This window comes from Salinithrix halophila, assembly GCF_042650125.1.
Classification (GTDB): domain Bacteria; phylum Bacillota; class Bacilli; order Thermoactinomycetales; family DSM-45169; genus Salinithrix; species Salinithrix halophila.
Window position 1 is genome coordinate 39,095 of sequence record NZ_JBHSAP010000007.1, and the last position, 26,311, is coordinate 65,405.

At 52.1% G+C, this 26,311-nt stretch carries 20 protein-coding genes and 2 riboswitches; of the genes, 4 read left to right on the forward strand and 16 right to left on the reverse strand.

Going from position 1 to position 26,311, the window contains the following annotated elements; translation table 11 throughout:
* Positions 1 to 39 precede the first annotated feature (39 nt).
* The 3 genes from ACFOUO_RS02405 to ACFOUO_RS02415 all read left to right on the forward strand — a co-directional run bounded on the left by ACFOUO_RS02405 (position 40) and on the right by ACFOUO_RS02415 (position 4,803).
* A complete protein-coding gene (locus tag ACFOUO_RS02405) occupies positions 40 to 1,578 on the forward strand; it encodes a fumarate hydratase (RefSeq protein WP_380701797.1) in 1,539 nt (512 codons plus the stop codon).
* A 136-nt stretch (positions 1,579 to 1,714) separates the two neighbouring features.
* The gene (locus ACFOUO_RS02410) at positions 1,715 to 3,808 is read left to right on the forward strand and encodes a penicillin-binding transpeptidase domain-containing protein (RefSeq protein WP_380701799.1); all 2,094 of its coding nucleotides are present in this window, start codon (positions 1,715 to 1,717) and stop codon (positions 3,806 to 3,808) included.
* 98 nt (positions 3,809 to 3,906) lie between these two features.
* Positions 3,907 to 4,803: a DUF1002 domain-containing protein gene (locus ACFOUO_RS02415; RefSeq protein WP_380703211.1), complete on the forward strand. Its 897-nt coding sequence runs from the start codon at positions 3,907 to 3,909 to the stop codon at positions 4,801 to 4,803.
* A 113-nt stretch (positions 4,804 to 4,916) separates the two neighbouring features.
* Here the strand turns inward: ACFOUO_RS02415 and sdhB are convergent, their stop codons facing one another.
* The 14 genes from sdhB to ACFOUO_RS02485 all read right to left on the reverse strand — a co-directional run bounded on the left by sdhB (position 4,917) and on the right by ACFOUO_RS02485 (position 22,870).
* A complete protein-coding gene (gene sdhB / locus ACFOUO_RS02420; protein WP_380701801.1) occupies positions 4,917 to 5,687 on the reverse strand; it encodes a succinate dehydrogenase iron-sulfur subunit in 771 nt (256 codons plus the stop codon).
* Positions 5,684 to 7,459: a succinate dehydrogenase flavoprotein subunit gene (sdhA, locus tag ACFOUO_RS02425; protein ID WP_380703213.1), complete on the reverse strand. Its 1,776-nt coding sequence runs from the start codon at positions 7,457 to 7,459 to the stop codon at positions 5,684 to 5,686. The genes sdhB and sdhA overlap by 4 nt, the downstream gene beginning before the upstream one ends.
* 15 nt (positions 7,460 to 7,474) lie before the next feature.
* Positions 7,475 to 8,125 (reverse strand): succinate dehydrogenase cytochrome b558 subunit, encoded by a 651-nt coding sequence (locus ACFOUO_RS02430; protein ID WP_380701803.1) that lies wholly within the window; start codon positions 8,123 to 8,125, stop codon positions 7,475 to 7,477.
* Positions 8,126 to 8,493: 368 nt separating this feature from the next.
* Positions 8,494 to 9,603 carry a homoserine O-acetyltransferase MetX gene (gene metX, locus ACFOUO_RS02435; RefSeq protein ID WP_380701805.1) on the reverse strand — a complete coding sequence of 370 codons (1,110 nt, stop codon included), beginning with the start codon at positions 9,601 to 9,603 and terminating at the stop codon, positions 8,494 to 8,496.
* Positions 9,604 to 9,736: 133 nt separating this feature from the next.
* Positions 9,737 to 9,855: riboswitch (SAM riboswitch) on the reverse strand.
* A gap of 66 nt (positions 9,856 to 9,921) precedes the next feature.
* Positions 9,922 to 10,944, reverse strand: a complete 1,023-nt coding sequence (locus ACFOUO_RS02440; RefSeq protein WP_380701807.1) for an ABC transporter ATP-binding protein — start codon at positions 10,942 to 10,944, stop codon at positions 9,922 to 9,924.
* A gap of 12 nt (positions 10,945 to 10,956) precedes the next feature.
* Positions 10,957 to 11,880: an ABC transporter permease gene (locus tag ACFOUO_RS02445; protein ID WP_380701809.1), complete on the reverse strand. Its 924-nt coding sequence runs from the start codon at positions 11,878 to 11,880 to the stop codon at positions 10,957 to 10,959.
* A 3-nt stretch (positions 11,881 to 11,883) separates the two neighbouring features.
* Positions 11,884 to 12,813 carry an ABC transporter permease gene (locus ACFOUO_RS02450; protein ID WP_380701811.1) on the reverse strand — a complete coding sequence of 310 codons (930 nt, stop codon included), beginning with the start codon at positions 12,811 to 12,813 and terminating at the stop codon, positions 11,884 to 11,886.
* Between the two features lie 98 nt (positions 12,814 to 12,911).
* A complete protein-coding gene (locus ACFOUO_RS02455; protein WP_380701813.1) occupies positions 12,912 to 14,540 on the reverse strand; it encodes a peptide ABC transporter substrate-binding protein in 1,629 nt (542 codons plus the stop codon).
* 263 nt (positions 14,541 to 14,803) lie between these two features.
* Positions 14,804 to 16,048, reverse strand: coding sequence for an aspartate kinase (locus tag ACFOUO_RS02460; protein ID WP_380701815.1), 1,245 nt, complete (start codon positions 16,046 to 16,048; stop codon positions 14,804 to 14,806).
* Positions 16,049 to 16,164: 116 nt separating this feature from the next.
* A riboswitch (Lysine riboswitch) is annotated at positions 16,165 to 16,341 on the reverse strand.
* A gap of 253 nt (positions 16,342 to 16,594) precedes the next feature.
* Positions 16,595 to 17,410, reverse strand: a complete 816-nt coding sequence (locus ACFOUO_RS02465) for a carbohydrate ABC transporter permease (protein ID WP_380701817.1) — start codon at positions 17,408 to 17,410, stop codon at positions 16,595 to 16,597.
* 13 nt (positions 17,411 to 17,423) lie between these two features.
* A complete protein-coding gene (locus tag ACFOUO_RS02470) occupies positions 17,424 to 18,278 on the reverse strand; it encodes a carbohydrate ABC transporter permease (RefSeq protein ID WP_380703215.1) in 855 nt (284 codons plus the stop codon).
* Positions 18,279 to 18,448: 170 nt separating this feature from the next.
* Positions 18,449 to 19,678, reverse strand: a complete 1,230-nt coding sequence (locus ACFOUO_RS02475; protein WP_380701819.1) for an ABC transporter substrate-binding protein — start codon at positions 19,676 to 19,678, stop codon at positions 18,449 to 18,451.
* Positions 19,679 to 19,739: 61 nt separating this feature from the next.
* Positions 19,740 to 21,824: an amylo-alpha-1,6-glucosidase gene (locus tag ACFOUO_RS02480; protein ID WP_380701821.1), complete on the reverse strand. Its 2,085-nt coding sequence runs from the start codon at positions 21,822 to 21,824 to the stop codon at positions 19,740 to 19,742.
* Between the two features lie 50 nt (positions 21,825 to 21,874).
* Positions 21,875 to 22,870, reverse strand: a complete 996-nt coding sequence (locus ACFOUO_RS02485; RefSeq protein ID WP_380701823.1) for a LacI family DNA-binding transcriptional regulator — start codon at positions 22,868 to 22,870, stop codon at positions 21,875 to 21,877.
* 476 nt (positions 22,871 to 23,346) lie between these two features.
* Between ACFOUO_RS02485 and tatA the strand changes: the two genes are divergently transcribed.
* A complete protein-coding gene (tatA, locus tag ACFOUO_RS02490; RefSeq protein WP_380701825.1) occupies positions 23,347 to 23,613 on the forward strand; it encodes a twin-arginine translocase TatA/TatE family subunit in 267 nt (88 codons plus the stop codon).
* 36 nt (positions 23,614 to 23,649) lie between these two features.
* Here the strand turns inward: tatA and mobA are convergent, their stop codons facing one another.
* Positions 23,650 to 24,291 (reverse strand): molybdenum cofactor guanylyltransferase, encoded by a 642-nt coding sequence (mobA, locus tag ACFOUO_RS02495; protein ID WP_380701827.1) that lies wholly within the window; start codon positions 24,289 to 24,291, stop codon positions 23,650 to 23,652.
* A 19-nt stretch (positions 24,292 to 24,310) separates the two neighbouring features.
* Positions 24,311 to 26,107: an excinuclease ABC subunit UvrC gene (gene uvrC / locus ACFOUO_RS02500; protein ID WP_380701829.1), complete on the reverse strand. Its 1,797-nt coding sequence runs from the start codon at positions 26,105 to 26,107 to the stop codon at positions 24,311 to 24,313.
* Positions 26,108 to 26,311: the final 204 nt, after the last annotated feature.

The window sequence follows — 26,311 nt, forward strand, 5'->3', positions numbered from 1 at the left end:
TTCACGACTGGACTTTTTGTGATAAAGGAGTCGGAACGGATGCACTCATTAAAAGACAGCTTGCTGGAATTGATCACCGAGGCTTCGACCAACCTCCCCCCTGATGTGCGGGCGGCGATCCGTCTTTCCAAAGCGAAGGAAGACGCCGGGACGCGATCGGCCCTGGCCCTGTCCACCATCACGGACAACATCACCATGGCTGAGGAAAATGTCTCCCCCATTTGTCAGGATACGGGGATGCCCACCTTTTATGTTCACGTCCCTGTGGGCGTTAACCAGTTGGAAATCACTCGGGAGATTAAAAAAGCGATTGTGGAGGCGACAAAAACCGGAAAACTCCGCCCCAATTCCGTCGATTCCCTGACCGGAGAGAACAGCGGAGACAACCTCGGCGAAGGCGTCCCTGTCATCCATTACGAACAGTGGGATAAGGATGAAGTCGACATTCGCTTGATCCTCAAGGGGGGAGGTTGCGAAAATAAAAATATCCAATACAGCCTCCCCTGTGAACTGGAAGGCCTAGGCCGGGCAGGACGCGATCTGGACGGCATTCGTAAATGTATTCTGCACAGCGTCTATCAGGCACAGGGGCAAGGTTGCAGTGCCGGTTTCATCGGAGTAGGGATCGGAGGCGATCGGACCACCGGATATGAGCTAGCCAAAAAACAGCTCTTTCGGAAAACCTTCGATACCAACCCCCATCCGGACTTGGCGAAGCTGGAATCCTATATCATGGATCATGCCAACGAACTCTCCATCGGAACGATGGGCTTTGGTGGCAACACGACACTGCTGGGCTGTAAAATCGGATCGATGCACCGGATTCCAGCCAGTTTTTACGTCTCCGTGGCCTACAACTGTTGGGCTTTCCGCCGCCAGGGTGTGATGATCGACCCCGATAACGGCAAGATCACGCGCTGGCTTTATAAAGAAGAGCCTCCTGTTACCGTCTCCGAACCCAGCCAAGGAGAACCAGCAGCTGCATCGGAAGGCAGCCGAGAAATCGTTCTCACTCCACCGATCACCGAAGAGCAGATCCGAAGCCTGAAAGTAGGGGATGTTGTCATCCTTAACGGCCCCCTCCATACCGGGCGGGACGCCCTTCACAAGTACCTGATCGACCACGACTCCCCCGTGGATCTCAACGGCGGAGTGATTTACCACTGCGGACCCGTGATGCTGAAAGACAAAGACGGCAACTGGGAGGTCAAAGCAGCCGGCCCTACCACCAGCATCCGGGAGGAGCCTTATCAGGCCGACATCATCGGCAAATTCGGCATCCGAGCCGTTATCGGCAAAGGCGGTATGGGAGCCCGTACCCTAGCAGGTTTGAAGGAACACGGGGCCGTCTACCTTAACGCGATCGGCGGAGCGGCTCAATATTATGCCGACTGCATCACTCACGTGGACGGGGTGGACTTCATGGAATTCGGTGTACCAGAAGCGATGTGGCACCTACAGGTGAAGAACTTCGCCGCCATCGTGACCATGGATGCGAATGGCAACAGTCTGCACAAAGAAGTGGAAAACACGTCACTTGAGCGGCTGGCCAAGTTGAAAGATCCAGTTTTCTCCTGAGGAGGTTAGGGCGGTACGACAACCGCCCTATTTTTGATTGGGGAGAAAGAAATTTATTCACAGGATACAAGAGAAGCGATAGAATGAGAAATGTCAAAATCCCAACACCAGAGAAACAGAGGTGAGGAGTACGCTTATGGAGGAACAGAAGAAGCGAATAGTGGAATGGTTCCGTCGGTTTAAAATAAACAAAAAAACAGCTTTGATTTCCTTGAGTGTGGTCTTGGTCACTGGTGTGGCCGGAGTGGTCTACGCGACGCAAGACTCCGGGCCCGGTCCTAAAACCGTGATGAACCGTTACATAGACTACTGGGAACAAGGAAAGTACGATTCGATGTATAACCTTCTGAGTAATGAGTCCAAGCAAAAAGTAAAGAAAAAAGCGTTTGTGAAGCGACACAAAGCTATCGCCGAAGGAATCCAACAAAAAGACATCCAGTTTAAGTTCGCCCAAACTCATGAGGAAGAGCCGGAATCGATCCCCTTCACCACCCATATTCAATCCGGTATCGTCCGAGACATCAGCTTCAAGAATAAGGCTCATCTTGTCGAAGACGACGAAGGTTGGCGGGTCGACTGGTCGCCTTCCCTCATCTTCCCTGAACTGAAAGAAAGTGACCGGATTCGTGTCACCCCTACGCCTCCTGGGAAACGCGGGGAGATCACGGCCCGAAACGGCGAACCCCTCGCGGTCAATGATGAGAAAACCGCCGTTGGTGTAATCCCCAATCAGGTCAAAGATTTGAAAGCGACGAGTCAAAAGCTGGCTAAAGCCCTCGATCTTTCCGCTAAAGAGGTTTATAACAAGGTGAAATCCGGGGAAAAGAAACCGGAGGAATTTGTTACCGTCCGGACATTCTCCGGGAAAGATCAGGCGAAGGCCGGGAAACTAGAAAAGGCGATCCCCGGGGTTATGGCTCGCGACGCCTCGGTCCGCCGCTATCCCCAAAAAGAATTGACAGCCCATGTAACGGGTTATATTCGGCCAATTACCAAAGATCAATTGAAAAAACAGAAGAAAGAGGGCTATCAAGCCGGAGACTGGATCGGACAATCTGGGCTGGAAAAATATATGGAAGAAACCTTACGCGGGGAGCCCGGTTACCGAATTGTCACCACCGATGCTCATGGTAAGGAAAAATCCCTGATCGCTAAAAAGCCCCCCAAAAACGGAAAAGATATTCAAACTACCATCGATCTGAAAACGCAAAAGCAAATGGTTAGCGCCATTCAACGGAAATCCACGGATAAAGGCGGAGGGGTGGCCCTCGATCCGAAAAACGGAGACATCCTAGCTATGGTCAGCGCCCCTTCCTACGACCCGAATACGTTTATAAAGGGAATGTCCCGTTCGGACTGGGCGCAGATCAGCAGCTCGTCCCAACCGCTGGCCAACCGAGCCAAGGTTACGTATGCGCCAGGGTCAACCATGAAAGCTATCACCTCCGCCATCGGCCTTGATTCAAAAAAAATCACGCCAAAAACCCATTACAATACGGATTCCGGCAAGTGGCAAAAGGATTCCAGCTGGGGCGGTTACTTTGTAAGGCGGGTGGATAACCCCGGTGGAGGCGTCGACTTAGCCAAAGCTCTCGCCTGGTCGGACAATATCTACTTTGCCCGTGTGGGGCTTAAAATCGGCGGCCCTACCATGATTAAATACCTAAAACAATTCGGTTTTGATGAGAAAATGGATATTCCCCTGGATGTTACCCCCTCCCAGTATTCCAACGACAAGAAGTTCCAATCCGAGATTCAGTTGGCGGATACTTCATACGGACAGGGACAACTCCTGATCAGCCCCATCCATCTGGCAACCATGTACAATACCTTTGCCAACGATGGGGATATGTTGAAGCCCCGCATTTTGATGAAAGACGATACGACCAACAAGCCGAAAATATGGAAAAAAGATGTGATCTCCCCTAAAGTTTCCGCTAAAGTCCGGGAACTCCTCACTGGGGTGGTAACAAAACCGAAAGGTTCCGCCCGTGACCTTCGCACTCCAGGGGTCAGCCTGGGAGCCAAAACCGGCACAGCGGAGCTAAAGGCCAGCCGCGATGACAAATATCAACGACAGCTCGGTTGGCTTGCCTGGATGGCCGGTAAAGATAAGGACGATAAACCGGATATTGTCTGTGCCGCCTTTGTGGATGAAGTTCAGGATCGTGGCGGAAGCCACTACCTTTTCCCGGGAGTCAAAAAAATGATCAAAGCACGGTATCGGTGATTCCCTTATATTTCCTCATCGATTATAATGAGGTCAGTTGAAACATCTTTTCCGTTTTTATCGTCTATATAAGGAAGAAGGGGGTTTTCTACTTGAAAATGAACAAATTCGTGCTGGTCGCTCTCATCCTATCCCTGGCCTTCGGCTCTTTTGCACTGCCGGGGGGAGCGTCAGCAGAGTCTCAAACGGGCAAAACCGTGGTTACTCTTGGGGCAGATTTATCACAAAGCCAACGGCAGTCCCTCCTGCAAGAGATGAATGTGGATTCCAACGTGGAAACCATTGACGTCAGTATCGCCGATATCCGCAATTATCTGCACGGAGGCCAATCAGGTGGCACTCCCGCCGCAGGAGACAACAAAGCCTATTCCTCTGCTCGGATTACCCTTCAAGATTCCGGCAACGGGATCCAGGTGAAAGCCAACAACGTCACCCGGGTCACTGAACAGATGTATGCCAACGCCCTCTTAACAGCTGGTATACAGGATGCCCAAGTATACGTTACTTCCCCGGAACCCGTCACCGGCACTGCCGCTCTCACCGGCATCATGATGGCTTTCGAAAAAGCTTCGAACAAGCAGATCAGCCAGGAGCAACGGCAGGTAGCCAACGAGGAAATGAAGCGCACCTCTGAACTGGGTCAACAGATTGGCGATCAGAACAAAGCAGCCGATTTCATGAACAAGGTAAAAGAAGAGATCGCCAAACAACAACCGAAGAGCGAAGAAGAAGTGCGCCAGATTGTTGTTAATGTTGCCGGAGACTTAAACATCAACCTCAACAATCAGCAGATCCAAAACGTTACCAATGTCATGCATGACTTCTCCAAGCTCGACATCGACTGGGGTGCCCTCAGCGGCCAGCTGGACCAACTGAAGGGGAATCTCCAGAAGGGATTGGACTGGGCTAAATCCGAGGAAGCCCAAGGCTTTTTCGATCAACTGCTGAATTGGCTTTCTGACCTGTTCAGCTCTCTAAAAAGCATCTTCTCCTAATCACACCGGAAAGGCAGGGTACAAATCGTACCCTGCCTTTTTTTCTCTCCTCGATTCCTAAAAAAAGACCCCTACCCTCCTATCACGGGGCAGGAATCTTTAGAGCGAATCAATCAGATGGAGAGCCATTTTTTGAATATGTTTTTGGTACCCTCCCAGTTCATACGGGCGATCGAGGTCGTTAGGGGAATTCCTTTAGGACATGATTGGACGCAGTTCTGGGAATTCCCGCACTCCTGCAGACCGCCGTCCGCCGTTAGGGCGTCCGTCCGCTCCTGTTTGTTCATTTCCCCGGTCGGATGGGAGTTGAATAAGTCCACCTGGGCGACCGCGAAAGGACCAATGAATTCGGAACGGGAGTTGACGTTGGGACATGCCTGAAGGCAGACCCCACAGGTCATACATTTGGACAGTTCATAGCGCCACTGTCGCTCATTCTCCGGCATACGAGGTCCCGGGCCCAGATCGTGGGTACCATCGATAGGGATCCACGCCTTTACCCGCTTCAGCGCATCAAACATACGGCTGCGGTCCACTGCCAGGTCCCGAACTACCGGGAAGGTGTTCATCGGTTGAACATGGATCGGCTGTTCCAGATTATCAACGAGGGCCGTGCAAGCTTGGCGCGGTGTTCCATTGATCACCATGGAACAGGCACCGCACACCTCTTCAAGACAATTGGCCTCCCAAGAGACAGGATCCACTTTTTCCCCTTTGCAGTTGACGGGGTTACGCTGGATCTCCATCAAGGAAGAGTTGACCGTCATATTGGGCCGGTACTCCAGCTCGAATTCTTCCGTATAGGGTTCAGCATCTGGTGAATCTTGCCGGGTGATAAGGAAACGGACGGTCTTTTTCTCCATCGCTGCTGCCGTTTCACTCATGATTGTTTTGCCCCTTTCTCCTCGGCTGCTTTGGCTACATCATAGCGGCGCGGTCGAGGCTTGATCAGGGAGACGTCCACTTCTTCATATTCGAAGGCAGGTCCATTGTCGGTATGTTTGGCTTTGGTGGTTTTCAGGAACTTCTCGTCGTTACGTTCCGGGAAGTCCGGCTTATAGTGGGCACCACGGCTTTCGTCCCGGTTGAGAGCACCGATGGTGATTACCCGGGCCAGCTCCAGCATGTTCCACAGTTGACGGATAAAGGTGGCTGATTGGTTGCTCCATTTACCGGTATCAGTGACATTAATCCGCTTGTAGCGTTCCATCAGCTCCTGGATTTTCTCGTCCGTCTTCTTCAATCGGTCGTTATACCGGACCACCGTCACGTTGTCCGTCATCCAGTCTCCCAGTTCTTGATGAATTTTATAGGGGTTTTCATCCCCGTCCATCTTCAGGATATTATCATATTTCTCCTGTTCTCGTGCCTGATGGCTGTCGAACAGGTTGGAGGAGAGATCTGCCGCAGATTTATCTAACCCGCGGACATATTCCAACGCGTTGGGGCCCGCCACCATCCCGCCATAGATACAGGAAAGGAGTGAGTTGGCTCCCAGACGGTTGGCTCCGTGGTATTGATATTCACATTCTCCGGCTGCGAAGAGACCCGGAATATTGGTCATCTGGTTGAAATCGACCCAGAGGCCGCCCATCGAGTAATGAACAGCAGGGAAGATCTTCATCGGGACTTTGCGTGGATCTTCGCCCATGAACTTCTCGTAGATCTCGATGATCCCGCCCAGCTTGATGTCCAGCTCTTTCGGGTCTTTATGGGATAGATCAAGATACACCATATTCTCCCCGTTGATCCCCAGTTTATCGTCCACACAGACCTTGAAAATAGCCCGGGTGGCGATATCCCTGGGGACCAGATTCCCATAAGCAGGGTACATCTCTTCAAGGAAATACCAAGGTTTGCCGTCTTTATAGGTCCAGACGCGTCCGCCTTCACCACGGGCGGACTCGGACATGAGGCGCAGTTTATCATCTCCAGGGATGGCCGTCGGGTGAACCTGGATAAATTCACCGTTGGCATAGTAGGCACCCTGCTGGTAGACTGCGCTGGCCGCCGTCCCCGTATTGATCATGGAGTTGGTCGTTTTACCGAAGATGATCCCCGGCCCGCCGGTGGCCATAATGACGGCGTCGGCGTGGAAAGACCGAATCTCCATGCTGCGGCGATCCTGAGCGACAATCCCGCGGCAGCGTCCCTCGTCATCCTGAATGATAGAGAGGAACTCCCACATCTCATATTTGGTTACACGGCCCGCTACTTCCTGACGGCGAACCTGTTCATCCAGGGCGTAAAGGAGTTGCTGCCCTGTGGTCGCCCCCGCAAAGGCCGTCCGGTGATGCTTGGTGCCGCCGAAACGGCGGAAATCGAGGAGGCCCTCTGGTGTACGGTTGAAAGGAACTCCCATCCGGTCCATCAGGTAGATGATCCCCGGTGCCGCATCACACATCGCCTTCACCGGCGGCTGATTTGCGAGGAAATCCCCACCGTAGACGGTATCATCAAAGTGCTCCCAGGGAGAGTCGCCCTCTCCCTTGGTGTTAACCGCTCCGTTGATGCCCCCCTGGGCGCAGACGGAGTGGGAACGCTTCACAGGTACGACTGAAAATAGATCGACGTCGGCTCCCGCTTCGGCCACTTTGACGGTAGCCATGAGGCCGGCGAGGCCGCCGCCGACGATGATCACTTTCTCCTTCATAATGGCAGTGCCCCCTTCTTAGCGCTGAGCCAGCATGTTGGTGAATTCCGGATTAGTAAATGCGATCAGGGCGCGGATGCCGATATAGGAGACCAGCACGAAGACGGCCATCCAAACCCAGGTGGAAACCCGCTGGGCGCGGGGGCCGACAGTGATCCCCCAACTGACGAGAAAGGACCACATGCCGTTGGAAAAATGGAAGACGGCTGCCACAATCCCGATCAGATACCAGACAAAGTTAACCGGATTGTTGATCACATCCGCCGTCTGCCGTGTCAGTTCTTCCGACGACATTCCCTGCAACGCCACCTGAACCCGCGTCTGCCAAACATGAACGGTGACGAAGATCAGGGTGATGACACCGGTCACACGTTGCAACATGAACATGGTGTTGCGAAAAGTGCCGAAATTGTTCAGATTGTTCTGTGCTGTGAAAGCGATGTACAAACCGTACACACCATGATACAGCAGCGGCAGGAAGATGAAGAAGATCTCAAGAACCGTCAGGAACGGAATGCTCCATAACCAATCCACTTGTTCCCGGAAGGAATCCACCCCTTGGGTGGCGTGGTAGTTGGTCCAGAGGTGCTCAAGCAAAAAAAAGCCGACTGGGATGACACCCAAAAGGGAGTGCAGCCGCCGGTTGAAGAAACTACCCTGCTTGCTCATCTTTTGCCCCCCATTGCCCCTTATAAGATTGCGAATTGTAAAAGCTTCTCTCCTCAAAGCGGAACCGGCGAAACGCCGGTAATGGTAACATTCCTGTTTAATTGTATGGAAAGAAGTTTCACCTTGTTGACAACTTCATTGTACTCCCATGGTTAGAACTGGTCAAGCTGACCCTGACTGGATTTGACAGAACCTCCCTTACCCTACTATGGTACGCCATCCGTTGGATTTCCTTTCCTATGAAAAGGCCTTCCTATTCACAAAAAAGAAAACGGGTCAGAATCACCTCCGGTCCGCTCAAAAGGTTGAAACTTTCCCGTGTTGTCCTCGGCTGGGCTGGTGAGTTTCCCCATAGGTTGACCTATACCTCAATCCTCCATCAGGAAATCTCGGATGGCGGGCCCGATTTCGTCAAATTCGACCAAAAAGGCATCGTGACCATATTCCGATGATACCTCCAATAGTTTGCTGGATTTCCCCAGTTGGGTGAGTGTGCCATGCAATTCCCGTTGCTGGTGAACAGGGAACAAAATATCCTCGCGAATCCCGATCACAAATACCGGGCATTGGATGCGGGCTAAGGCGGCTGATCGACCGCCTCTTCCCCGACCAATGTCATGGGTATCCATCGCCTTCAGAAGATAGAGATAACTGTTGGCGTCAAATCGGTCCACCAGCTTTTTTCCTTGATAACGGAGATAACTCTCAATCTGAAAGACGGAATCTAGGCTATTGATCGTCTCCCCTTGCTGTAGGTGACGGCTGAACCGCTTTTCAAAAAGGGTGCTCGTCCGGTAGGTGATCATCCCCATCATACGGGCAATGGAGAGCCCTCGGGCGGGACCGTTCCCATCATAGTAATGTCCACCCCGGTAATCCGGATCGGAAAGAATCGCCTGGCGACCGATGTCATTGTATGCGATTGCCGTAGGGGAAAGGGCATCAGCTGTGGCGATCGGCACCAGTCTGTCGGCGAATTTCGGATAGAGGATTCCCCATTCCAGTACAAGCATCCCTCCCATCGAGCCGCCAATCACCGCCCGTACGGAGGAAATCCCCATTTCCTCCAAACAGCGTTTCTGAAGTCGAACCATATCGCGAATGCTGACAAAGGGGAAATCGGAACCATAGGGTTGACCGGTTATGGGGTTGATCGACTTTGGACCCGTCGTACCGTTGCAACCACCCAAAACATTCATGGTGATGACAAAATAATTGCCTGTGTCCACATAACCTCCCGGACCGATTAGGCCTTCCCACCATCCGGAAGCCGATTCATCCCCAACCGTCCGGGAATCCCCGGTTAGAGCATGACAGACGAGAAGAGCGTTTGTATACCCCGGGGCCGGCATACCGGCGGTTTCTACTGCCACTTCCACGGACGATAAGGTCTCCCCTGATTCCAGTTCAAAGGATCCGATCGACAGGTTGCGGGTTTTCGTTTCACACGGAGTCGATGTCTTCGCGGTGATCGGCATCCTACCTCCTCCTTTGTTCGCGGTTCCATATCCTGTTAGTTGGTTCATTGGAGAGTTTTTGATAAAGGAAACGCCCTCTTCGATGAACGAAGAGGGCGGGTATGCGAAGGTGGATACGCAATCCGACGGCCTCTTCTCATCTTCCAGGGCCGCAAGAAGCCCTGCAGGAATTGGCACCCTCCTTTCCCCTGATTGGGAAATGGGGTTGCCGCGACATCATCGGGCCAGTCCCTCCGTCGCTCTGGATAAGAAGATTTTCGATTCAATTCACTTGCATTTTGTTTATCATATGACGAGCGAATGCCCGCTGTCAAGGACTCACTTGGAAGCGATGTTGATTTGCAGGCTGTCCTTCCCCACGGACGGAGCCTGGGGGTGTTCTAACCAGCAGGAGACCTGATGGGAACCCGATACTTCCGTCACTTCCGGCATCTCATCGTGACAGATATGCATGGCGTGGGGACATCGGTCAGCAAAGGGACATCCCTTTGGTGGATCGAACAAATCCGGCGGGGAGCCGGGGATCGGGGCGAGATCTTCATCCTGCTTCCAGTCTAGACGGGGCATGGAGTGCATTAGTCCCCAGGTATATGGGTGGCGAGGCTGATAGAAAATGTCGTCCACCCGGCCTGTCTCCACCACTTTGCCTCCATACATCACCGCCACCCGCTGAGCGGTTTCTGCCACCACGCCAAGATCATGGGTAATCAGGATGATGGCTGTCTCTGTCTTATGCTGCAATTCTGTCATCAATTCCAATATCTGGGCCTGGATCGTTACATCCAGGGCGGTCGTCGGTTCGTCAGCGATCAGGATTTTCGGGTTACAAGCGAGGGCGATGGCAATCATCGCCCGTTGCCGCATACCTCCACTGAACTGGTGGGGGTATTGACCGGCTCGTCTTTCCGGCGTGGGAATCCCCACCAAGCGCAACATCTCCACTGCTCGCTTGTTCGCTTCTGCTTGGCTGAACTTCTGGTGCCACATCAACCCTTCGGTGATCTGCCGTCCCACCGTCATCGTCGGATTAAGAGAAGTCATCGGATCCTGGAAGATCATTCCGATCTCCGAGCCTCGAATCTTGAACATCTCTTTTTCGGTAGCCTTAGTCAAGTCACGGCCGTCGAAAAGGATTTCCCCCTTCTTGATGCGACCTGGCGGGGAGGGGATCAAACGCATGACAGACTGGGCAGTGACACTCTTTCCACTCCCCGATTCCCCTACAATAGCTAGCGTCTCTCCTTTCTCCAGACGGAGGTTGACCCCGCGAACGGCTTTCACTTCACCGGCATAGGTCTGAAAGGATACATGCAGGTCATTGATTTCTAGAATCGTTTTCATGGATCTCCCTCCTCACTTTCGCATCTTTGGATCCAGGGCGTCCCGCAGGCCGTCACCCAAAGCGTTAAAAGCCAACAAGGTTAAGCTTAAAAAGAACGCCGGGAAAAACAGCCGCCACCATTCATCGGATAGGACAACTACTAAGGAGTCGTTGATCATGGTTCCCCAGCTCGCGATGGGCGCTTGGACACCAAGCCCTAAGAAACTGAGGAAGGCCTCGGCAAAAATGGCACTGGGGACCGTGAAGGTCAGTATGACAATGATCGGACCCAAGGTGTTAGGAATCAGATGCTTGGTCATCAACCGACGGGTGCTCGCACCAAGGGTTTTGGAGGCCATCACAAATTCCTGCTCTTTTACTTGCAAAACCTGGCCGCGGACCAGCCGTGCCATATTCAACCAACCGGTAACCGTGAGTGCGATTAAGATGGGGATCAAGCCCGGGTTATCCATAACGATCAGGATCAGAATCACCACGAGAAGATAGGGAAGCCCCCATAGGACATCCACGATCCGCATCATGATCTCATCCGTGCGCCCTCCTCGATACCCGGAGAGACCCCCGTATATCACCCCGATTACCAGATCAATCAGAGCTGCGGCCACACCGATAGTCAAAGAAATCCGTGCACCATGCCAGGTCCGAACAAAAACATCCCGGCCCAAGTCATCCGTACCAAACCAATGGGAAGCGGAGGGCTCCAGGTTTTTCCCAGCCCCGAGATCCTGCTCATAATAGGTGTATGGGAGCATAAAGGGGCCCGCGATCGCCATGACCAAAAGCAAAGTAATGATGCCGAGTCCGATCATGGCCAATTTGTTTTGACGCAACCTTCTCCATACATCTTGCCAATAGCTGACACTGGGTCTCGATATCGTTTCTGCTTCAAGGTCCCGTTTCGGTGCTTGTTCAAACCTTTCTGCGGGTATCGCCATTCGTTATGCCTCCCTCTTGCCGACTTTAATCCGGGGATCAATCAGCCCATAAGCCAAATCCACTAAGAAATTCATTGTAATCAAAAAGGCGGCAAAAAAGATGGTGGTCCCCATGATCACCGGATAATCGCGATTGGTGATACTCTCAACAAAATATTTTCCAATGCCCGGTATGGAAAAGATTTTCTCAATGACAAAGCTCCCGGTAAGAATCGCTGCTGCCAAGGGACCGATGAGTGTCACCACGGGAATGATCGAATTCCGCAAGGTATGGGAACTGATGACACGCCAGGGAGGCAGCCCCTTGGCTCGTGCAGTCCGGATATAGTCCTGCCCGATCACTTCCAACATGCTGGAACGCATCAACCGTGTCACCAGCGCTAGCGGTGTAAAAGCGAGGGCGATGGCAGGCAAGATCGTCTTGTCAAATTCCCCCCACCCTGCAATGGGCAAGAGCTCCCACTTCAACCCAAAATATTTTTGAAACAGGGGAGCAATCACAAAGCTGGGCACCGAGAGACCGATTACCGCCAAAACCATGAGGGTATAGTCAGGCAACCTATTCTGTTTCAGAGCAGCCGCCGTTCCCATCACGATTCCGGCAAAAATAGCGAGAATCAAGGCCTGCGACCCCAACTGGGCAGAGACGGGAAATCCTTCTTTCAACATATCATTGACGGTTCGGTTCGTGTTTTTGATGGAAAACCCTAAATCCCCTTGAGCCAAGTTCTTGATATAAACTACATATTGCATCGGCAGCGGCTTGTCCAGACCATAAGCTGCCTTCAAATTTTTCAAGGTTTGTTCCGGAAGTTTCTTTTCCGAGGTGAAGGGATCTCCCGGAATGCAGTTCATCAAGATAAAAGTCAAGGTAGAGATTACCCATAAGGTCGTCAACATAACGGCTAAGCGCTTTCCAATATAGCGAAGCATTGCAATCCACCTCCCGCTTGATTATAAGCAAGGAAAGACCACCCCATCGGGGTGATCTCTTCCTGCACCAAAACTGAGAGTGCCACTTGCCTATACGGTTACTCTTCAGTCAGGTAAGCAAAACGGAAGTCCGTGTGGCCATCTTTCTTGTAGATCACATTTTTCACATTTTCCTTTTGCATCGTGTTGTGCGTGTAAGAATAGATGGGGGCAATCGGCATATCTTCCATCAGGATCTTCTCCGCTTTGTGCAGAGCTTCCATCCGGACTTTTTGGTCGGCTGTCGATTTGGCTTTCTTAATCAATGCGTCATATTTTTTGTTACTATAGCTGGGATCGTTTTGACCGGAATCCGTCGTGTACATATCCAGGAAGGTCATCGGATCCACATAGTCCGGCAGCCAACCGAAGCGGGCGACCTGGAAGTCTCCGGTATGTTTTTTCTCCAAATACACTTTCCACTCGGAGTTGCGCAGTTTTACATTAACATTGAGGTTTTTCTTCCACATCTGTTGAATTGCTTCAGCGATCTTCTTATGTCCTTCATCTGTGTTGTAATCGATGGTAACTGGCGGAAGCTTATCCCAGCCCTCTTCCTTCATTCCTTCTTTCAGAAGCTTCTTCGCTTCTTCGGCTTGGGCGGTGGGTTTTAAGTACGTGTCATGCGCTTGTACCCAATCCTTCTCAGCTGCAAAATCGGGCATTCCACGGGGGACCCAACCATTGGCGGGGAGTTGACCCCCTTGCGCAACATTTTCGACGATGGATTTCCGATCCATGGCCATCGCGAAGGCTTTCCGGATCTTCTCGTTGGTAAAGGGTTTTTCCTTCACGTTAAATTCGTAGGCATAGCTGGCCAATTCCGGAACGCTCTTCACTTCGCCTTTTTTGATCAGGTCTCCCATCATGTCAGCAGGGATAATCGTCTTGTCGCCATAGTCGATTTCACCGGCTTTAAACATCTGGTAGCCGGTCTTATCTTCCCCGATAAAGGGCAGGTTGATCTGAGCCAGCTTCACTTTGTCCGCATTCCAGTAATCCTTGTTCTTTTTCAACACGATCTTGGAATCATGTTTCCATTCGGCCAAGTTAAACGCTCCGTTGTTCACGAAGGTATCGGCGTTGGCGGCCCATTTTTTATTCTTCTCCACCACTTTTTTGTTGACGGGCATCAGGGTGTAGAAGGAAGTCAGCGAGATAAAATACGGTGTCGGTTTTTCCAATTCCACTTCCAGCGTCTTATCATCGACGGCCTTTACCCCGACTTCATCCGCTTTGGCTTTCCCTTTGTTGTACTTTTCGCCATTTTTCAGGTAGAACAGCTGATAGGCATAGGTGGAACCGGTATCAGGATTGAGCACTCGCTTCCATGCGTACTCGAAATCCCCCGCTGTCACCGGATCCCCGTTGGACCATTTGGCATCGCGCAGATGGAAGGTGATTTTCTTTCCGTCCTTGCTCACATCCCATTTCTCAGCGATCCCCGGTGTCGGTTCACCCTCTTTATCCATATTGGCCAACCCTTCCATCACATGGCGGGCGATCAAGCCAGATTGAGAATCCTCTGTTTTTGCCGGATCCAAGTTTGGCGGCTCACTTACAACCATCCCTGCAGTGAGAACTTGTTCATCTGAAGCTCCCTTACCGGCATCGCTCCCACAAGCCGCCAAGAAAGCCATGCTGAGTACCAATCCGATTGCAATCCAACTGGTCCACCTCTTTGACATTTGCTTCACAACCCCCTTGAGAAAAATGGGCCCCAGCGACCATTGAGGTTCACCAGGTTCCGTGCCGTCTGCTCGTCCCCGACAGGACCGAAGAGATAATGACCCGTAATCCGGTTGAACGAGCATTCAGCCCTTTTATCTATATTCCGTCTTCTATAAAAAAAGTCCTGCAAGGAATGGCCAATTTTTATTTGATTGAGAGCATAGAAAAAACTGGGAAGGAAATGGAGTCCCTCCCAGTTTTTTATACGTTTCGTCTTTCCTTATGAAACGACGCCGGCAAGCGCCTCTTCCTCTACATCAAGGCCGAAAGTCGTATGGAGCTCCCGGACCGCTTTTTCCGCCTGTCCCTTAGGAATGACACAAGAGATTTTAATTTCCGATGTGGAAACCATCTTAATTCGGACTCCTGCTTCGGAGAGGGATGTGAACATCCGTGCCGCGACACCAGGATTGGTGACCATTCCCGCCCCCACAGCGGATACTTTGGCCAAGCCCGTCTCAGAGAGAACCTTGATACAGCCCAACTCACCCTGGTACTCCTCGATCACGCTTTGCGCCTCGTCTCCTTCATCCTCGTGAACGCTGAAAGCCACATCGATCCGCTCATCGTCATGTTCACTGGTAACAATCATATCCACATTGATGTGAGCATTAGCCAGTCGGGTGAAGAGCGTCGTCAGCGTCTCAGCCCGATTGGGAAGGCCCAGGACTTTCATCCTCGCCACCTGAAGATCGTGGGCCACTCCCCGCACATTGATCTGTTCTTCCATCTGGTCCGCCTCCTTAACGCAGGTACCTTCTTCGTCAACAAAACTGGATCGGACTACCAACGGGACCTGATGGGTCATGGCACACTCCACAGACCGCGGGTGCAAAACCCCCGCCCCTAAGTTAGCCAGTTCCAGCATCTCTTCATAGGAAATTTCCTTCAGCTTGCTTGCTTTGGGCGCCATCCGGGGGTCAGCAGTGAAGACACCGGTAACATCGGTGAAGATCTCACACCGATCTGCCCGAAGCGCTGCAGCCAGGGCGACGGCCGTCGTATCAGATCCCCCCCGTCCGAGAGTCGTGATCTCTCCCTCGGCGGAAACTCCCTGGAAGCCTGCAACAACAACAATCTCTCCCCACTCGAGGCATTCTTTTACCCTGCGGGTATCGATATGGTCGATTCGCGCTTTTCCGTGAATGGGATCCGTCTGGATGCCCGCCTGCCAGCCCGTCATGGGACGCGCTTTCAACCCTTTCTCCTGCAAAGCCATACTAAGAAGGGCAATGGTCACCTGCTCGCCCGTAGTCAGGAGGACATCCATCTCCCGCTGGGGAGGGTGACTGCTTATCTGCCGAGCCAGGGAGACCAGCTCATCCGTGGTCTTTCCCATCGCCGACACCGTCACTACAACCTGGTGACCCTCAGCATGGGTTCTAGCCACTTTTTCCGCGACGTTTTGGATACGGTCCACACTGCCGACGGAAGTTCCGCCAAACTTTTGTACGACGAGTCCCATTTTCCTGTTAGAATCTCCTCTCCTTTTTACGGTGCGGCCCTTGAGACAAGAAAAGGCCACAGCAGGAAGTTCCAGCTGTCGCCTTAACCAACGGCACACACCAGCCTCACTCGCTCCCTGTGATCAGCTCTCCACGGAAAATCCCGTGACAGTCCCGCCCCTGTTCGGTGACGGACCCAACCCCTCCTCCCGCGGCGGGTGGACGGACTTCGGCAATAAACCCCTTTCTCCGCCGTTCTTCGGCACCGCACCTCGCAACGGATACTGATGGTTTTTGCACCTCTTATTCACACGTGAATCGTGAGGGTTTTCGATTGTTCACTTACCCCCGAGCGAAAAAAGCAAACGTAAAATTTTTCAATCATTCGCTCTCGCCCGTATTTTTAATTGTTTACGATGGTAACATACCGACAAAAACAGTACAACACCTTTCTTACGGGAAAAGAAGGGAACCGTATGGACATCCGGCTGTCACCAGTACTCCTTCAGTCAGAGAGGGAGCTTGTGAACGGAAATGATGGAACCAACCCCGCCACCCGAACCCCATCACTTTAAGCCCGTAGTTGATACTCCCTTAATAAAATGGCGTTGAAACAAGATAAACACAATAATTACCGGTACGGTCATAAACATGGCGCCGGCGAGGATGTTGTTCCAGAAAGCGTCATACTCGCCGTACAAGGTGTTCAGGCCCACGGGCACTGTATACATATCTTTGGTGCTGGCCAGCAGGTTGGGCCACATAAAACTGTTCCAGTTTCCCATAAAAATGAAAATAGTCTGGGCCGCCAGCGCAGGCTTGGCGAGGGGCATCACGATCCGCCAGAACACCCCCCAACGACTGAGACCGTCGAGAAAGGCCGCCTCTTCCAGCTCCCGGGGAACCGACAGGAAGAACTGACGCATGAGAAAGATCCCGAAACTTTGCACCAGGAACGGTATTGTCAGCCCGGCATAGGAATTGACCCAATCCAGGTTGGACAAGAGGATATACATCGGAACCAGGATCACCTGTCCCGGCACCATCATCACGGACAGAATGGTTAAGAATAACACCGTCCGACCGGGAAATTCGATCCGCGCCAGGGCGTAGCCCGCCATGGAATTGAACACGAGGTTGCCGACCGTGACGATCACCGCTACCACGATACTGTTTAGAAACCAGCGAGCAAAGGGATATTGATCACTCAGAATGATATGGACATAGTTGGCGATAGTGAGATCCGATAACGGCACCCACAACCGATTGATGTCTGGCGTCGTTTTGAAGGTGGTGTAAATGGACCACAGGAAGGGTCCCAGTGTGAGACATGCATATCCCACCACCACGGTGTAGAATAAAATCCGCAACAGGCGGTTCATGGAAACCCCTCCTTTACATACGTGTCTCCTCACCGAAAAATTTGCGCTGAATCAGGGTGAGGACGAGAATAACGGCAAACAGGAAAAACGCGATCGCCGATGCATAGCCCATCTCAAAATCTTTGAAGGCGACATTGTATAGATACAGTACCACCGTGAGGGTGGAATCCAACGGTCCGCCTTCCCCTTTGGAGATCACGTACATCTGATCAAACACCTGAAAAGTACCGATGATCGACATGACCACGATAAAGAAAGTGGTGGGCTTTAAGAGCGGTAGCGTAATGTGCCAAAACTGCCGGAAGGGGCCCGCCCCATCCACCTCCGCCGCATCATAAAGATCGGATGGGATGTCCTGTAACCCGGCCAAGTAGATCACCATGAATTGGCCGACCGTGGTCCACACGGCCATCAACATGATCGAGGGTAAAGCAAAATCAATATCCAGCATCCAACTGCGCCCCTCCACCCCGAAGAGGGACAAAAAAGCGTTAACCAGCCCATCCCTTTTAAACAAAAACAGGAACATGACGGACACGGCGACGGTAGAAGTGACTGTGGGCAGGAAATACGCCACCCGAAAAAATGTCTTCCCCCGGAGACGGCTGTTGACGATCAGGGCCAGCAACAAGGCAATACTCACTTGCACCGGCACCACTCCTAGGGAATAAAAAGAGGTGTTCTTTAACGCCGTGTGGAAGCGTTTATCCTGTAACAGGCGCATATAATTGTCCCAACCGACAAACTGGGACAAGTCCGGATTAAGAAACGTGAACTGTTGAAAGCTGAGATAAAAGGCGTAAAGGATCGGGCCAATCAAAAACACGGTTAGGGAAACGATCACCGGCAAGGTGAACAGATACCCCATCACGGGATCACTGGTCCACCTCTTTCTCCCCCCCGGCGACGGCGGTTTTGAGTTTATCGCTCGAGACGGGGGAACTGGTTGCGATTTTCTAGGGTGGTCCATGGACATGGTTCCATACCTCCTTTCAAGGGCGAAAGGGAGCTAGTCGGCTCCCTCCCTTTCTCTCTCTGTCATTCGACCCGTTCCTGCGCCTTCTTGAGGGCGTTTTCCACGGATTTTTCCTGTTTCAGTACCACGGATTCTGCCGCTTTGCTGGCCTCGTCGGCAAACTTGTTACCGTAATCGCCGTATTGGAAGGGCTCTGCATAAGCTGCCCCTTTCACGAACGCTTCCCGTTCCGGATACTTTCGGATGAACTTTTCTCCCATCGATTTGCGGGAAGGCAGAGCCAGTCCGCTCTCCACCACGTATGTTTGCCCTTCTTTACTGGTAAGGAATTCGATCAATTTGAAAGCAGCCTCTTTGTTTTTACTGTTTTTCGACATCACGTATGCCACCGTGAAGGCCAGGTTGGAGCTTTTCATTCCTTTCTCTTTGGCAGGAAGTTCGACGATCCCGTATTCAAGATCGGGCGCTTTTTCCTTCAGGAAGGGAATCATCCAACCCCCTTCATATACCATTGCCGCTTTCTCCTCGGCAAAAGCGTCACCGGCCCACTCCACCCCCAGGTCGTTCGGGACACCGGTGGACTGGTCTTCCAGGAAGAGTGAGGTGAAGAAATCCAACGCCTCTACGTTTTCTTTCCGATCCAGGGTCGCCTTGCCGTCTTCATCCAACACAGCCCCGCCGTTCTGATAGACAAAGGGTTGATAGCGTGCCAACTCAGGGTTGATGGCAAGCCCTTTCCTTCCGCCTTTGGTCAGCTTTTTGGCTGCATCCCGCAGCTCATCCCAGGTGGTGGGAGGCTCCAAACCTTCTTCTTTAAACATCTTTTTATTATAGAAGAGGGCCAGGGTGTTATAATCCTTAGGCAAGCCGTAAATCGAACTGTCCTTGGTGTAAGCTTCGATCAAAGCTTCTTCAAATTCGGAAGTGTCTAGATCGCTCGCTTGGATATATTTATCCAGCGGTTCAAGCACGCCCAAGTTAATCAGATCCGGTGCGGGCATACTGTCGAGATAGAAGACATCGGGTTCCTGCTTGGCACCGATCAAGGTTTGCATCTCTTTTAAATAATCGTCGGTAATGGCTTGGATGCTGACTTGAATATCCGGGTTTTTTTCTTCAAAAGCTTTGATTTGCTTCTCCAGGATCTTATGTTCCGCTGGACTCGACAACTGTGCGCCGATGCGGATCTCACCCTTGTCTCCATCGGCACCGGAACCTCCTCCGCAAGCGGTAACCAGCAATACCAGGACAGAGACAACCGTCAACACACGGTACAACCGGGTACGTTTCATGAGATTGATCCCTCCGTTTTGGTGTGTGCCCTTTTTTGCAAGGGCAGGATATTGGGATTTTTTAATCAATTTCCACCGGCCATCCGGTCGTGTTCCGTTCCACCCAGGCATGGACGACCCCTTGAGAGCGGACTAAACGAAGATCAATATGTCCGGATCCCACCCGCAGGTTTCTGACATTCAGCCATGACAGGTCGGGGGGAAGTGACGGGCGAAGTCGGATTCGACCCCGTTCGGGGTCCGGGTTCAACCCGGTCATAACTTGCAGTAGGACAAAGGCCGTCCCCGCCGCCCATGCCTGGGGCGAACATGCTACTGGGTACGGGATAGGCTCGCCTTCTTCGCGACCATACCCGCAGAAGAGCTCCGGCAGCCGGTGCCCCTCGAATTGCGCTCCCGTATCGATTAATCCTTGCATCAACTTTTCCGCTTCCCGGTCAAACCCGGATTGCTTCAAACCCAATAGAATGAGGGAGTTGTCGTGAGGCCAGACCGACCCGTTATGATAGCTCATCGGATTATAGGAACGGGCCTTTTGGCTCATGGTACGGATCCCCCATCCGGAGAAAAGATCCGGCGAGAGAAGCCGACGGGCAACCGAGACAGACTGGTCCCTATCCAGGATACCGCCGATTAAACAATGCCCGGGATTGGAAGTGACGGTTCCCACTTGTCGGTTCTCTTTATCCAGCGCCAAAGCCGGAAATGATTCATCCGTCATCCAAAAGTCACGTCGAAAACGTTCCCGAAGCGCATCTGCCTGCCGTGCCAATTTATCCGCCCATTTATCCTCTCCCAGCCGACGGAAAAGGGACGACCAGATCCGCTGTCCCTGGTACACATATCCCTGTACCTCGACCAAAGCGATAGGCGCTTCGGCTAAGATATGATCGCGATGGACAACGGAATCGGCAGAATCCTTCCAACCCTGATTTCCGATACCCTTCTCGGATTTGCGCTGGTAAACTGTATAGCCACGACCGTCAGGATCACCGTATTCCTCAATCCAGCGAAAGGCTTTTTTGGCAGCGTCGGCACACTCACGCACAAAGCCCCAATCTCCGGTCCACCGATAGATCTCCCCAATCAGAAGCAGGAAGAGAGGAGTTGCGTCCACCGTGCCATAGTACGGGGTGAAGGGAATCTGTCCTGTTACAGCCAATTCGCCATAGCGGATTTCATGGAGGATCTTACCCGGCTCCTCATCCCGCCACTCATCCACCTTCTCTCCCTGGTAACGGGCCATCGTGCGGATGGTGGCCTTTGCCCATTCCGGTCGGACCGCCAGGCTCTGCCAGGCCGCGATCAGACTATCTCGTCCAAAGGGTACGGCGTACCAGGGAAGCCCCGCCACCGGGAAAAGACCGTCCCCCACATCTGTGAGAAGCATCCGCATATCCGCTAACCCGCGCCGGTACATCGCATTGAAGTCAGAACTGTCTGAATACACTTGCGGGCACAGGTGATCCCATTCTTCTCCCGCTCGGCGGAACGCGTTGAAAGCTTCTTCCTGCTGGACGGCTTTCATTGTTTCCTCACCCACGGACAGTAAGTAGGTTAGCGTTACCTCCTGCTCTTCGCCGGGTGCGAGAGAGAGGGGAATCCTTAGACTCCCGTCTTCCCCGGATCGGCCTGCCGGTTCCACTTTCACTACTAAGGAGCGGGTCAAACCGTCGACTCCTTGATAGGAGAAACGAAGGCCTTCGGTAGTCGTTTCAACGGGCTGTTTATCACCCACTTTCCCCTCCTGGAAACCGCGTACGATAAACATATCGGCAAAATCGGCATCCAACCGTACGTTCAGGTGTGTCTCCAACGGGTTTCGATCCAGATTAGAAAAGCGAAACCGCTCATACAACACACCGCCATGGAGCCAGCATTGCCGTTCAATCTCCAGCGACTCACGCCAAAAAGAGACGGTCCCTTCCTTTTCCACGATTTGATTGGTATAGCGATACAAACTTTCGGCACCGTCGATTTTGGCGTGGAGGGGAACGATTTCTACACCGTCCAACTCCCACTCCAATCTGCTGAGGAAGCGGGTATCCCGGTAATACAAACCCAGTCCTTGCTGATTACCCTGGGGTAAATAACCCCAGTCGTCACTGTGAAAAAAGAGATTTCCTTCTTTGATGACTTGTGTCAATGGGATTCCCTCCACCTTTCCGAAAACGTTTTCGGGGAAATCGAAAAAAATTAAGTACTTTCCCGAAGCAACAATTCCGGCTCCAACACCACCGGTTTGCCTTGTTCTCCTTCCAGCATCCCGACAATTACATCCACAGCCTGCGTGCCAAACTGATACCGCGGCTGGTAAACCGTGCTAAGGGTCGGTGTTACATAATGAGCTAGGTCGATATCGTCAAAGCCGATCACACTCACATCTTGGGGAACCTTTTTCCCCATCCCCTCCAGTTCTCTCATCGCCCCGATAGCCATTAAATCACTGGCACAGAAAAAAGCACTCAGCTCGGGATTTTGTTCCAACAAGTGACGCACGCCCTCCCTGCCGGAAGCTTCATCAAAATCACCGTAAAACACCCACTCTGCCTTCAGCCCCGCTTCTTCCATCGCATGTCGGTATCCCAGCAGGCGCTCTTCACTGACGAAGGCTTCACGATGTCCGTTGATAAAGCCAATATGGCGGTGGCCGGAACGGATCAAATACTTTACGGCCTGGTGGGCCCCTTTGCGGTTATCCAACGTGATGTGACTACAGGCTTTTCCCAGAAGCGGCACATCGATTAATACACAGGGAATGTCGGAATCCAACACCTCCTGGAGGTACGGGTCCTTGGTCCGAACCCCCGATAGGATAACACCGTCCAATTGGCGACGGTGACACAGTTCCATATAGGGAACCACTTGTTGTTCATGAGGGCTGGTGGTGGCCAGGATCAGATCGTAACCCAAGGCCATCGCCCGATCATTCACTCCGGAGATGACATCAAACAAGAAATGATGGCCGGTGCGCGACCGTGTCATCTCGGAGATGATGAGACCAATCGTTTTCGATTGTTTCATCACCAGGCTACGGGCAATCCCACTAGGACGATAATTTAACTCATCGGCGATTTGGAGCACTCTTTTTCGGGTTTCAGGGTTGATGTCCCGATAACCGTTCATGGCACGGGACACCGTCGTAATGGATACCCCCGCCTGTTTGGCGATATCCTTGATAGTAACGGTCATGAACCAGCCTCCCGAAAACGTTTTCAATAAACATGCTACTCAAGAAAGAGAAGATTGTCAACAATTTTCACACAAAAAGGGCGCCAACCGAAGCCCCGTACAATGCCGGAAATCCCAGCCCCTATGCCTGTACCCAGATCAGTACTCGTTAGTTTGACGGCAATAGACGCGACCGATTCGTTCGCCACTGAAGCTCTACACCATCCCGCTTCAAAGAACGAACTCTCTACATGTGGGAGGAGCACCGCTTATACCTTTTATATTACCAAAAATTGTTACCCTTACATTCTCACAAGGATAAACCCTGAAGATAAGTATAACGGTCCCCTCATCGAGACGTTTGCTCCTCGTCGTCATCAAACGTTAACTTGAAGCCCTTTGTTAAAGAAGTATAATAAAAGCATGACCCCCCATGACCGACCACAGATGCGACGCCAGTCGACATCGAATCTATAAAACCAAGGGAGTGAAACTCCATGCCTCAAATCGGTATACCAGGCTTTATCCTCATCATTCTGGTCGCCCTTCTCCTTTTCGGCCCCAAAAAATTGCCGGAGCTGGGACGAGCCGCTGGACGAACCTTGCGTGAATTCAAGGATTCCGTCAGCGGCAGCGGAAATGAGGACCGCCGTACCCACAACGACGACACGAAAGCCGACTCCCGTGACGATATTCGCGAGACTAAGGAGACCAGTTCCTCTTCCACAAGCTCCTCTTCCAGGCCTGATGGCCTGAACCGGTAAGAAGAGAATCGACATAAGAAAAACCACCCTGCCCGATTAATCGGGATAAGGGTGGTTTTTGGTATGCTCCTGTTCGACCCGTTTTCGGACCTGGTCATAATCACCCGGTCGGTTCATATTGAGAAGGGCTAGCCTAGGGTCAGCCAGGTGATGCCACTCTTCCTCCCCTACTTCGATCGTATCGGTCCGCTCCAAAAATCGGGTGACGCTTCGGTCTGTGTTCTCCTGCAGAATTTCCTCCAGAAAGGGGAATGTCCGGCGTCGATAAACAGCAAATAGCGGATGAATGCGTCCTTCTGCACGGGGGACCAAGGCATCTGCCCCAGGAATTTTCTCTGCCTTCTCCAGCAAAAAGCCAGCCAATTCCCGGGAAACGAAGGGCATGTCACAGGCAACAACAAGGTTCAGTTCTGAATTCCCATAGACCAACCCTGCATGAATTCCCGCGAGGGGGCCGCATCCCGGCCAGTGGTCCTGAACCACGGGTATACCGGGGATGGAGGGGAAAGGGCGACAACCAGCAGCAAGGAGAGGCTTACCCACACCCTTCAGACGGTGTAGGATACGAGCCGCCATCGGCTCTCCGGCCAGGGGAAGATATGCTTTGTTTCGGCCCATCCGGCGGGATTCGCCGCCTGCCAGCAGGATTAAGCTCCTCTGAGATAAAGGTGTGGCCATCCGTTCCCCTCCCATGACTTTAGCTCTTCCCATCCTTTTCGTCTGTTCCGTTTAAGCGGGTTAATATTTCCCTGGCCAGTTTGTCTCCGATCCCTGCTTGTCGGTATGCCTCGACACTGGCCTTTTTCATCTTGTTAATGGAGCCAAAATGTTTATAGAGCAGCGTTTTCCGTTTCTGGCCCACACCGGGAATGTCGTCCAGCATCGATTGGATCATCTGCTTACCCCGGGTCTGCCTGTGAAACGTAATAGCAAAACGGTGGACTTCCTCCTGGATGCGTTGTAACAAATAAAACTCCTGACTGCCCCGTTTAAGAGACACCTCCTGAGGCGGATCCCCGAACAACAGCTTGGCCGTTTTGTGCCGGTCATCTTTCACCAGACCGGCAACCGGGATAAAGAGGCCCAGTTCATTCTCCAGCACATCCATTGCGGCGGACATCTGTCCCCGCCCCCCGTCAACGATCACCAGCTCCGGTAACGGAAGATCCTCTTTCAGCACCCGGGCATAACGACGGCGGATCACTTCCCGCATCGTCCCATAATCATCAGGCCCCTGGACCGTACGGATCTTGAATTTGCGATAATCTTTCTTCTCCATAGCCCCGTCGATAAAGACGACCATTGCCGATACCGGATCCGCCCCCTGGATATTAGAATTATCGAATGCCTCGATCCTTTTCGGATAACCGATCCCCAGCGCTTCCCCCAGACCGCGGGCCGCCTCGATCGTGCGATCCTTGTCCCGCTCGATCAAATTAAACCGTTCTCGAAGAGCAATGCGAGCATTTTCCGCAGCCATGTCCACCAAACGCTTCTTCATACCTCGCTGAGGAATATGGACCTGAACCCCTGGAAGGAAACCGCTCAGAAGATCGGCATCCACCGCTGGAGGAAGATCGACTTCCTTGGGCAAAGCGGGTTTTTCATGATAAAACTGGGTGACGAAGGAAAGGAAGTCTTCCTCTTCTTCGTTGTAATGGGAGAAGATCGAGACATCTCGTTCAATCAGCTTCCCCTGTCGCAGGAAAAAGACCTGGACACACATCACACCCTTGTCTGCTGCATAGCCGAATACGTCCCGATCCGTATAATCATTGAGTGTGATATTCTGTTTCACCATGACCGTCTCGATATGTTTAATCAGGTCCCGCAATTCCTTGGCCCGTTCAAAATCCAATTCTTCCGCGGCCGCCTCCATTTTGCGGCGCAAATCTTGTTGTACTTCTTTGTAGCCCCCGTTTAAGAAACGGACAATCTCTCGAGTCATTTCGCTATACTGGGTGGGATCGACGTCAAACTCGCAGGGAGCGAGACATTGCCCCAAATGGTAGTAAAGACAGACTCGTTTCGGCAGTGTTCGGCATTTACGTAGCGGATAAAGTTTGTCCAGCAGTTTTTTTGTCTGCTGAGCCGCTAGTGCATTCGGATATGGACCGAAATAACGAGATCCATCCTTTTTCATATTGCGGGTTACCTCAAGACGTGGATGCGCCTCTTTCGTAAGCCGGATGTAGGGGTACGATTTGTCATCTTTCATCAGAACATTGTAATGAGGACGATGTCGCTTGATCAGATTGGCTTCCAGAATGAGGGCTTCAATCGCGCTTTCCGTGACGATGTATTCCAAGTCCTCAATCTCTGAAACCAACAACTGTGTCTTGCCGTCGTGGCTTCCGGTGAAATAGGAACGAACCCGACTTTTCAGGCTCTTTGCCTTACCGATATAGATGATGGTCCCCTGAGCGTTTTTCATTAAATAACAACCCGGTTGGTCCGGAAGTAGGGACAGCTTTTCTTTCAACGGTTCTCTCATCGTTCGGTCACTCCCTCTTCCAGTTTACCACAGGAAAAAACCAGCCGTCCTTTTCCGTTATGGGGCATCGGAGAACTTTTTTGTTTAAAAAAACGTTCTTTAGAAAAGACCACTCCCGTTTCTTTTGTTACCACAAATCCGGGGGGTAAAGAAGGCAGACCCGTTGTCCTCCGGCCATGGAAGAGATACCATGGAAAAGGTGAA

What these genes read in the sequence shown, in the direction of transcription:
- ACFOUO_RS02440 (WP_380701807.1), bottom strand. Translation starts at nt 10,944, where the DNA reads ATGAAAACGATTCTAGAAATCAATGACCTGCATGTATCCTTTCAGACC.
- ACFOUO_RS02455 (WP_380701813.1), bottom strand. Translation starts at nt 14,540, where the DNA reads ATGTCAAAGAGGTGGACCAGTTGGATTGCAATCGGATTGGTACTCAGC.
- ACFOUO_RS02460 (WP_380701815.1), bottom strand. Translation starts at nt 16,048, where the DNA reads ATGGGACTCGTCGTACAAAAGTTTGGCGGAACTTCCGTCGGCAGTGTG.
- ACFOUO_RS02430 (WP_380701803.1), bottom strand. Translation starts at nt 8,125, where the DNA reads ATGAGCAAGCAGGGTAGTTTCTTCAACCGGCGGCTGCACTCCCTTTTG.
- mobA (WP_380701827.1), bottom strand. Translation starts at nt 24,291, where the DNA reads ATGGCCACACCTTTATCTCAGAGGAGCTTAATCCTGCTGGCAGGCGGC.
- ACFOUO_RS02465 (WP_380701817.1), bottom strand. Translation starts at nt 17,410, where the DNA reads ATGAACCGCCTGTTGCGGATTTTATTCTACACCGTGGTGGTGGGATAT.
- ACFOUO_RS02485 (WP_380701823.1), bottom strand. Translation starts at nt 22,870, where the DNA reads ATGACCGTTACTATCAAGGATATCGCCAAACAGGCGGGGGTATCCATT.
- ACFOUO_RS02410 (WP_380701799.1), top strand. Translation starts at nt 1,715, where the DNA reads ATGGAGGAACAGAAGAAGCGAATAGTGGAATGGTTCCGTCGGTTTAAA.
- tatA (WP_380701825.1), top strand. Translation starts at nt 23,347, where the DNA reads ATGCCTCAAATCGGTATACCAGGCTTTATCCTCATCATTCTGGTCGCC.
- metX (WP_380701805.1), bottom strand. Translation starts at nt 9,603, where the DNA reads ATGCCGATCACCGCGAAGACATCGACTCCGTGTGAAACGAAAACCCGC.
- uvrC (WP_380701829.1), bottom strand. Translation starts at nt 26,107, where the DNA reads ATGAGAGAACCGTTGAAAGAAAAGCTGTCCCTACTTCCGGACCAACCG.
- ACFOUO_RS02445 (WP_380701809.1), bottom strand. Translation starts at nt 11,880, where the DNA reads ATGGCGATACCCGCAGAAAGGTTTGAACAAGCACCGAAACGGGACCTT.
- ACFOUO_RS02405 (WP_380701797.1), top strand. Translation starts at nt 40, where the DNA reads ATGCACTCATTAAAAGACAGCTTGCTGGAATTGATCACCGAGGCTTCG.
- ACFOUO_RS02470 (WP_380703215.1), bottom strand. Translation starts at nt 18,278, where the DNA reads ATGGGGTATCTGTTCACCTTGCCGGTGATCGTTTCCCTAACCGTGTTT.
- sdhB (WP_380701801.1), bottom strand. Translation starts at nt 5,687, where the DNA reads ATGAGTGAAACGGCAGCAGCGATGGAGAAAAAGACCGTCCGTTTCCTT.
- ACFOUO_RS02475 (WP_380701819.1), bottom strand. Translation starts at nt 19,678, where the DNA reads ATGAAACGTACCCGGTTGTACCGTGTGTTGACGGTTGTCTCTGTCCTG.
- ACFOUO_RS02415 (WP_380703211.1), top strand. Translation starts at nt 3,907, where the DNA reads ATGAACAAATTCGTGCTGGTCGCTCTCATCCTATCCCTGGCCTTCGGC.
- ACFOUO_RS02450 (WP_380701811.1), bottom strand. Translation starts at nt 12,813, where the DNA reads ATGCTTCGCTATATTGGAAAGCGCTTAGCCGTTATGTTGACGACCTTA.